The 8,568-nt window shown below is 73.0% G+C and carries 7 protein-coding genes and 1 pseudogene; 6 read left to right on the top strand and 2 right to left on the bottom strand.

Going from position 1 to position 8,568, the window contains the following annotated elements; genetic code table 11:
• The coding region (locus AB0B83_RS28805) for a S8 family serine peptidase (protein WP_357580794.1) at positions 1–3,128 on the bottom strand (3,128 nt) is incomplete at its 3' end.
• 322 nt (positions 3,129–3,450) lie between these two features.
• Here AB0B83_RS28805 and AB0B83_RS28800 point away from each other — a divergent pair.
• Positions 3,451–4,530, top strand: coding sequence for an amidohydrolase family protein (locus tag AB0B83_RS28800; RefSeq protein WP_101414575.1), 1,080 nt, complete (start codon positions 3,451–3,453; stop codon positions 4,528–4,530).
• Between the two features lie 12 nt (positions 4,531–4,542).
• Here the strand turns inward: AB0B83_RS28800 and AB0B83_RS28795 are convergent, their stop codons facing one another.
• Positions 4,543–5,148: a TetR family transcriptional regulator gene (locus AB0B83_RS28795; protein WP_357580793.1), complete on the bottom strand. Its 606-nt coding sequence runs from the start codon at positions 5,146–5,148 to the stop codon at positions 4,543–4,545.
• 103 nt (positions 5,149–5,251) lie between these two features.
• Between AB0B83_RS28795 and proS the strand changes: the two genes are divergently transcribed.
• The 5 genes and pseudogenes from proS to AB0B83_RS28770 all read left to right on the top strand — a co-directional run.
• Entirely contained in the window at positions 5,252–6,658 is a 1,407-nt protein-coding gene (proS, locus tag AB0B83_RS28790; protein ID WP_357580792.1) for a proline--tRNA ligase, read from the top strand.
• A 147-nt stretch (positions 6,659–6,805) separates the two neighbouring features.
• Positions 6,806–7,453, top strand: a complete 648-nt coding sequence (locus AB0B83_RS28785; RefSeq protein ID WP_311410949.1) for a DUF402 domain-containing protein — start codon at positions 6,806–6,808, stop codon at positions 7,451–7,453.
• A 297-nt stretch (positions 7,454–7,750) separates the two neighbouring features.
• Positions 7,751–8,218 (top strand): 30S ribosomal protein S16, encoded by a 468-nt coding sequence (gene rpsP, locus AB0B83_RS28780; protein WP_121396105.1) that lies wholly within the window; start codon positions 7,751–7,753, stop codon positions 8,216–8,218.
• Positions 8,193–8,453 carry an RNA-binding protein gene (locus AB0B83_RS28775; RefSeq protein WP_172862164.1) on the top strand — a complete coding sequence of 87 codons (261 nt, stop codon included), beginning with the start codon at positions 8,193–8,195 and terminating at the stop codon, positions 8,451–8,453. The genes rpsP and AB0B83_RS28775 overlap by 26 nt, the downstream gene beginning before the upstream one ends.
• 2 nt (positions 8,454–8,455) lie before the next feature.
• A pseudogene (locus AB0B83_RS28770) lies at positions 8,456–8,568 on the top strand (ribosome maturation factor RimM); the annotation flags it as partial.

Raw genomic sequence — 8,568 nt, 5'->3', positions numbered from 1 at the left:
TGTGCTGCCGGCCGCCCCCGCGCGCCCCGCCCCGCCGTCGCGCCGGCGTCGATCGCCAGGGTGGTACGCGGCACCACCAGGGTGACCGGGACGTCCAGGACGGGCTGGCGCCCGCTGGCCGAGGAGATCCGCAGCTTGGCCTGGTGGAAGCTGCCGGGGGCCAGGCCGGCGGTGCTGGTCGCCACGCCGACGGTGTGCCGGCCGCCGCTGCCCAGGGTGACGGTGGCACCCGACAGGCCGAGCCAGCTGACGTCCTGCGGTGTGCCGTCGGAGTTCAGCTCGGTGACCGTGACGTCGGTGCCGAGCACCCCCGTGTTGCTGAGGGTGATCTGTCGGCTCCGGGTCTGCTCGGCCCCCGAGACGACGGTCAGCTCGCTCGTCGGGGTGCCGACGCGTGCGGTACGCAGCGCCGTCGAACGGACCTCGGCCGCGCCGGCCTGCACCGCCACGGAGCCCGACGCCGCCTCGTAGTGCTGCTTGTCGATGGTGAACTCGACCGTGCCGACGGGGGCCTGGATCAGGTACGTGCCGTCGGCCTCCGTGGTCTGGGTGGCCGTCGCGTCGCCGACCCGGGCGGTCACGGTGGCCCCGGCGACCGGGCGCCCGTCGTTGGCGTCGGTGACCACACCGGAGAGCACCCCGCTGCGGGTGGTGCGGAACGTGATCGCCGTGCCGTCGGCGACCGCCTGGGCGTTGTACGAGTACTCGAAGCCGACGGTGCCGTCGACGTTCTCCAGGCCGATCGTCGCGCCGGTGCCGGTCTCCGCGCCGTCGCCGTCGATGTCGGCGTACCGGTAGGTGATCGAGCCGTCCTCACCGATGGCGGCGCTGAAGGTCAGCCGCATCGACCGGTCGGCGAAGATCGACACGTTGCGCCACTCCACCACGAAGGTGCGGCGCGGCGCGGCACCCGTGACGGCCGTGTAGACCCCCGAGTCCTCCTCCACGTAGAGGTCGTCCCAGAACGGGAAGAGCGCGAGGTCGGGGTTGGTGGTGTTCGGCAGGGCGGTGTTGAGGCGGCTGGTCGACGAGGTGCCGAAGCCGAGCACGCCGTTGGTGCTCACCCACGCCTGCCGGTAGGAGTTGCCGTAGAGCGGGACCCGGAAGGGCAGCGTGACGGGGACGGACCTGTTGTCACCGGTCAACGTCTCCAGCAGCTGGGTGCCGGCGACGAACGAGCCGCCGGCCGGGCCGCAGGCGTACCCGAAGGAGTCGACCCGGTCGGGCAGGGTGACGTCCAGGACGGTGTCCGCGCCGACCTGCGCCGACCTGGTCACTTCGTCCGAGCAGCGGTACGTGTGCGCGAAGCGGACGTCGTACGTGCCGTGCGGCACGGTCACGGCGTAGCGGCCGTCGGCGTCGGCGGTGGCGGTGAGCGGGGTGCCGAGGACAGCGACGGTGGCGCCGCCGGCCGTGCCGTTCGACGTGCGCACCGTGCCGCTGAGCGTGGCCGAGGGGGCCGCATCGAGGGCGACGTCCGCGCCGACCGTCTGGTTCTCGGTGATCGTCACCGAGGTCGTTGCCGTGGTGTAGCCGAACTTGCTCACCGAGACCGTGTAGCCGCCCACCATCAGCCGGTCGAGCGCGTACGAGCCGTCGGCGCCGGTGCTGGTGACGCGGGTCATCGGGCCGGTGACCGTCACGTCCGCCCCGGCCAGCGGGCTGCCGCCGGAGGTGACCCGACCGCCCAGCGCGCCGAGGGCGCCCCGGGGGGTGGCGTCGACCGCCGCGTACGCGTCGAGCCGGCCCTCGCCGAAGACGTTGTTGTCGTCGACGGTGCCGCCGCAGGTGAGCGCGTCGACGTCGATCGCGGTGTCGTCGAGGATGCGCTTGGTCTCGGCGACGTCGCCCTGCAGGGCCGGCGAGGCCGACCACATCAGGGCCACGGTCGCCGCGGTGTGCGGGGAGGCCATCGACGTGCCGCTGAGCGCCGAGTAGCCGCCCGGCACCGAGGAGCGGACGTTGGCGCCCGGCGCGGCGATGTTCGGCTTGATGTCGCCGTTCTCGCCGGTGCCCCGGCTGGAGAAGCTGGCGATCGCGTTGTTCACGTCGAAGGCGCCGGAGCTGTAGCTGATCGTGTACGACCCGGGGCTGCCCGAGGTGTTGCAGCTCGGGCCGCTGTTGCCGTTGGAGAAGGCCGGGAAGATGCCGGCGGCCACCCACGACGAGACGATCTCGGTGTACCACGGGTCGTAGGCGCTGGAGCCCCAGGAGTTGTTCACGACGTCCGGGGCGAGGTCCGGGCGCGGGTTGGCGCCGTTGAGGTCGGTGGGGGCGACGATCCACTGGCCGGAGGCGAGCAGCGACGCCCGCGAGCAGCCGCTGGTCTCGCAGCCCTTGGCGGCGATCCACCGGGCGCCCGGGGCCACGCCGATCACGTTGGCGCCGTCCGAGCCGACCATCGTGCCCATGGTGTGCGTGCCGTGGTTGTTGTTGTCGCACGGGGCGTCGGTGGGGCAGATGTCGGCCGGGTCGAACCAGTTGTAGTTGTGGTCGAGGGTGCCGTCACCGTTGCGCCCCCGGTAGCTGGCCGCCACGGCGGGGTGGGTGACGTCGACGCCGCTGTCGATGTTGGCGACCACGATGCCCTCGCCACGTACGTTCAGCTCGTTCCAGACCCGCGGCGCGTTGATCCGGTCGATGTTCCACTCGGTGGCGTTGGTGGTGGGGACGGTCTCGCCGGGCAGCGGCTTCGGGATCTCGACCGGCTCGTCGGCGAGGATCTCGGCGACGTCGGTGCGCACGGCGAGGTCACCGAGCAACTCGGCGTCGCCGGTCACCCTGATCGCGTTGACCAGCCAGAACGGGGTGAAATCCGCGCCCTCGCGGGTCAGCATGGCGCGCAGGCCGGCCTGGCTGCGTTCGGCGTGGGCGGTCTTGGTGCCGTGGACGTGGGCGGCCTTCTCCGTCTTGCCGCGCAGGCTGGCCGCGCCGGACAGGTCGGCCTTGCTGTCCAGGAAGACCCAGTAGCTGGCACTGCCCTCGCGGGCGAGCCGGGTGGTGACCTTCCTGTCGACCTTCGCGGCCACCGCCCTGACCTTCGTGTCGGCGGAGTCCGGTTTGGCGGCGGCTGGCGCCGCGGCGCCGATCGGCAGGGTGAGGCCGACCGCCAGGCCGACCGCGGCCATTCGCCATCGTCGTGGTGACACTGTCCCGACGCTCCTTTTGGGGTGAGGCGACACTGTGGACGCCCGTGTCCGGGCGCCTGGGAGCATCCTGGTGACGAAGGATCTCTTCATCAAGACATGCGTAAATAGAGAAATCTGTCAATCGACCATTCGTGTCACCCGGTGGCGTCAGGGCTACGCAGTGGAGTCGAGGGCGGCTGCGCCGAGTGGGGCCGGGCGCGGCCGGCGGACCGCGCATCCGCTGCACCCGGGCGTTCCCGACCCGTGTCGACCGGGAAGAATGACGGGCGGACCGCCCCCTTTGCGCGCAGACGGAGGACGCATGGCCTGGCACGTACGCGGCGTGGTGCTGCCCGACGACGAGGTCCGTGACCTGTGGCTGGTCGGCGACCGGGTCACCTTCACCCCGGTCCCCGGCGCGGAGACCATCGCCGACGGCGGGTTCGTGCTGCCCGGCCTGATCGACGCGCACTGCCACATCGGCATCGCCCGCGGCGGCGCCCCCGTCACCTCCCTCGACCAGGCCCGCGAGCTGGCCCGCGTCGATCGGGACGCCGGGGTCCTCGCCATCCGCGACGCCGGGTCGCCGTACCCGTACCCCGAACTCGACGACGAGCCCGACCTGCCGCGGCTGGCGCGCGCCGGCCGGCACGTCGCGCCGCCGAAGCGCTACCTGCGCGACATCGGCGTCGAGGTGGGGGCTGCGGAGGTGGCGGCGACGGTGGCCGCGCAGGCGCGCGCCGGCAACGGTTGGGTGAAGCTGGTCGGCGACTGGATCGACCGGGGGGTCGGCGACCTGGCCCCGGCGTGGGACGCCGACACCATGACGGCCGCCGTCCAGGCCGCGCACGCCGCCGGCGTACGCGCCGCCGTGCACACCTTCTCCGAGTCGGCCGTGGAGATCATGGTGCGCGCCGGGGTGGACTCGGTGGAGCACGGCACCGGCCTCAGCCTGGACCTGATCGACGAGATGGCCCGCCGGGGCACCGCCCTCGTCCCCACGATGATCAACATCCGGACGTTCGGCGGGATCGCCGAGCAGGCCCGGGAGAAGTTCCCCGGCTACGCCGAGCACATGCTCGCCCTGCGCGACCGGTTCCCCGAGGTGGTCCGTTCGGCGCACGAGGCCGGCGTGCCGATCTTCGTGGGCACCGACGCCGGCGGCGGCATCGACCACGGCCTCGCCGCGGAGGAGATGCTGCTGCTGCACGAGCAGGCCGGCATGTCCACCACGGAGGTGCTCGCCGCCGCGTCCTGGCGGGCCCGCGAGTGGCTCGGCTTCCCCGGGCTGGTCGAGGGCGGCCTGGCGGACCTCGTGGTCTACGCCGAGGATCCGCGCGCCGACCTGCGCGCCGTACGCAGCCCTGCCCGCATCGTGCTGCGCGGCCGCGTCGTGCGCTGACCCGGCGGCCGGTCAGCCGGTCCCGTCGCCCCGGGTGAGCGCGTGCGCGAGCAGGAACACCGCCAGGTCGGCGAGGGCGGCGGCGGTCTGCGCGACGGGGGCGCCGGGCAGGACGATGTGGCTGATCACCAACCGGACGACCGAGTCCGTGGCGAACGCGACGGCGTCGCGGTCGGCGCCCGGCAGCACGCCGTCGGCCCACTCCAGCAGCACCTCGGTGGCCTCGGTCAGGACCAGCTCCGACCGGGTGGTGAGGTAGGGCAGCAGGTCGTCCGAGCCGCCCCGGGAGCTGGTCAGGACGGCCTTGATCAGCGGGTCGTCGGCCGCCTGCGTGAGGGTGTGCGAGATGGTGGCGTGCGCGGCGGCCCGCACGTCGTCGCCGTGGGCGCGCAGCAGGGCACGTACGTCGCCGACGAACCGGTCGACCTCCCGCCGGGCGAGCGCCTCGGCCAGCCCCGCCTTGGTGCCGAACTCGTTGTAGACCGTCTGCCGGCTGACCCCCGCAGTGCGCGCGACGGCACCCATCCGGACGCCGTCCCAGCCGGTCGCGATGGTCAATGCCCGGGCGGCCTCGACGATCGCGTCCCGGGAACGGGTGCCGTCCCTCACCTCACCCATGGTGGTCGAATCCTAGCCCGGCCGCACCGACCGGCACGGCGGAGACCGCCGACGTCGCGCCCGATGACGTCGTCCCTTCGGCCGACGCATAGGATGTGCGGTCATGGCACGCGTGCTCACTCCCCGTGCGGAGGACTTTCCCCGCTGGTACCAGGACCTGATCGCCAAGGCGAAGCTGGCCGACAACGGCCCGGTCCGGGGGACCATGGTCATCCGCCCGGCCGGCTACGCCATCTGGGAGCGGATGCAGGCCGAGATGGACGCCCGGATCAAGGCGGCGGGCGCGGAGAACGCGTACTTCCCGCTCTTCATTCCGGAGAGCTACCTCAAGCGCGAGGCCGAGCACGTCGAGGGCTTCTCGCCGGAGCTGGCGGTGGTCACCCACGGCGGTGGCAAGCAGCTCGCCGAGCCGGTGGTGGTGCGCCCCACCAGCGAGACCGTCATCGGCGAGTTCATGGCCAAGTGGATCGACTCCTACCGGGACCTGCCGCTGCTGCTCAACCAGTGGGCCAACGTGGTCCGCTGGGAGCTGCGCCCCCGGATCTTCCTGCGCACCAGCGAGTTCCTCTGGCAGGAGGGGCACACCGCGCACGCGACCCGCGAGGACGCCCGCGCCTACGCCCGCCGGATCCTGCACGAGGCGTACGAGGACCTGATGGTCAACGTGCTCGGCATCCCGGTGGTCGTCGGCCTGAAGACGGCCCGCGAGCGCTTCGCCGGCGCCACCGCCACCTACACCTGCGAAGGCATGATGGGTGACGGCAAGGCCCTCCAGCTCGGCACCAGCCACGAGCTGGGGCAGAACTTCGCCAAGGCCTTCGACATCAGCTACTCGTCGGCCGAGGGCGGCCGGGAGCACGCCTGGACGACCTCCTGGGGCACCTCGACCCGGATGCTCGGCGGCCTGATCATGTGCCACGGCGACGACAACGGCCTGCGCGTGCCGCCGAAGCTGGCGCCCGTGCAGGCGTACGTCATGGTGGTCAAGGACGGCGAGGGCGTCGGTGAGGCGGCGGCCAAGCTGCGCGACGCGTTGCGCGACGCGGGCGTCCGGGTCGCGCTCGACGACCGCACCGACACCCCGTTCGGCCGCCGGGCCGTCGACGCCGAGCTGCGCGGCTATCCCGTACGCGTCGAGGTCGGCCCCCGCGACCTGGCCGCCGGCAACGCGGTCGTGGTCCGGCGCACGGACGGCTCGAAGTCCCCGACGCCGGTGGCCGACGTGGTGACCGCCGTGCTGGCCGCCCTCGACGCCGACCAGCGGGCCCTGCACGACCAGGCGCTGGCCCACCGGAAGTCCCGCACGGTCGAGGTGTCGACCCTCGCCGAGGCGATCGAGGCGGCGGCCACCGGCTGGGCCATGGTGCCGTGGTCGGCGGTCGGCGTGCAGGGCGAGGCGGAGGCGAACGGCCAGGGCGTCACCGTGCGCTGCCTGCTGCGCGCCGACGGCTCGGTGCCCGACTCCGAGGACGAGCCCGACCTGGTCGCCATCCTGGCCCGCGCGTACTGAGTCCCGTCGCACCCCTCAGGTGTCGCGGCAGCTCGCTCAGGCGTCAGGAAGGGACCCTTCCTGACGCCTGAGGTAGCGGAAGGGTCCCTTCCTCGCACCTCGGAGCGGTGGGCGGGAGCGGGGGGCCTGGGCCGGTAGGGTCGGTCCGTGAGATTCGAACCTGGGCGGCTGATCGTGCACCGCAACGTGCGCCGGGGCCGGATCGGCTGGGTACGCACCGCGCGGGTGGTCAGCGACGACGACCGGGGCCTGCTGCTCTGGGTGCCCCGCGACTCCCCGGTCGCGAGCGAGGTCACCGAGGCCGGGCTGGGCATGCGGGCGGTGCCGTTCAGCGAGTGGATCTCCTCGTCGTACCGCCTGGCCACCGGCCGGTGGGACGGCCCCTCCGTGCTCAAGTTCCTGCCCACCGGGGCGGCCCACTCCGTGTGGTGGTTCCGCGACGCGCACGACCGCTTCGCCACCTGGTACGTCAACCTGGAGGAGCCCGGGGTGCGCTGGGACGACGGCACGCTCGCCGGCGTCGACATGGTGGACCAGGACCTCGACGTGGTCGTCCGCCCCGACCTGGGCTGGGAGTGGAAGGACGAGGGGGAGTTCGCCGAGCGGCTCGCCTTCCCCGACCACTACTGGGTGACCGACGCCGACGCGGTCCGCGCCGAGGGGAAGCGGGTGATCGCGCTGGCCGAGGCGGGGGAGTTCCCGTTCGACGGCACCTGGTGCGACTTCACCCCGCCGCCCGACTGGACCGTCCCCGACGGGTTGCCGCCCGGCTGGGACCGCCCCCCGGTGCGCTGACCCGGCCCGACCGGCCCGCGTACCGCCCCCGACCGGCGGGGCCGGCCGCCGGCCGGCGACTGTGCTTTCGGTCACTTCTGCCGCCCGGCGGGTGACCGAGGGTGGTCCGGTGTGAGCGATCGGGGCCCGATCTGGCAGAATGGCTGGCTGGTATCCGGCGCGCGTCCGGCGCCCTCTAACCCGGGCACGTCGCCAGTCCACCGAGCAGTCTCCGGCCCAACCCCACTGTGCCGGTCGACACTCACCCGTGCACCGCCCGTACCGGGCAGGTGAGATCGCAACAGGAGCGAAACAACTGTGGCCGTAAAGATCCGGCTCCTGCGGATGGGCAAGATCCGCAACCCGCAGTACCGCATCGTCATCGCCGACTCGCGCACCAAGCGCGACGGCCGGGCGATCGAGTTCGTCGGGGTCTACCAGCCGAAGGAAGACCCTTCGGTGATCGAGGTCAAGTCGGAGCGGGTCCAGTACTGGCTGTCCGTCGGCGCCCAGCCGAGCGAGGCGGTGCAGCGGCTGCTGGAGCTGACCGGTGACTGGCAGAAGTTCAAGGGCCTGCCGGCCCCGCCGCCGCTGAAGGTCGCCCCGGAGCGGGTCAACCGCACCGCGGCGTACGAGGCCGAGGCGAAGGCCGCCGCCGGGCTGGCCGAGGCGCCGGCGAAGCCGGCCAAGAAGGCCGCCAAGGCTGAGGCTCCGGCCGAGGCGCCGAAGACCGAGGCTCCGGCCGAGGCCCCGGCTGCCGCTGCCGACGCCGGTGAGCAGGCCTGACATGCCTCTGCGTCCGGCGTTGGAGCACCTGGTCAAGGGCATCGTCGACCACCCCGATGACGTACGCGTCCGGATGGTCGACTCCCGTCGGGGCAAGCGGCTGGAAGTCCGCGTGCACCCGGAGGACCTCGGCACGGTGATCGGGCGGTCCGGCCGGACCGCCAAGGCGCTGCGCCAGGTGATCGGCTCCATCGGCGGGCGCGGCGTACGCGTCGACATCGTCGACTCGTACTGATGCTGCTCGTCGTCGGCAGGGTCGGCAAGCCGCACGGCATCCGCGGTGAGGTCACCGTGGAGGTGCGGACCGACGAGCCCGAAGCGCGGTTCGCCCCAGGCATGGTGCTGCGCAC

Origin of the sequence: Micromonospora sp. NPDC049060 (genome assembly GCF_040649055.1) — a bacterium.
In the GTDB taxonomy this organism is placed as follows: domain Bacteria; phylum Actinomycetota; class Actinomycetes; order Mycobacteriales; family Micromonosporaceae; genus Micromonospora; species Micromonospora reichwaldensis.
This window is presented reverse-complemented; position numbering and strand designations above follow the sequence as displayed.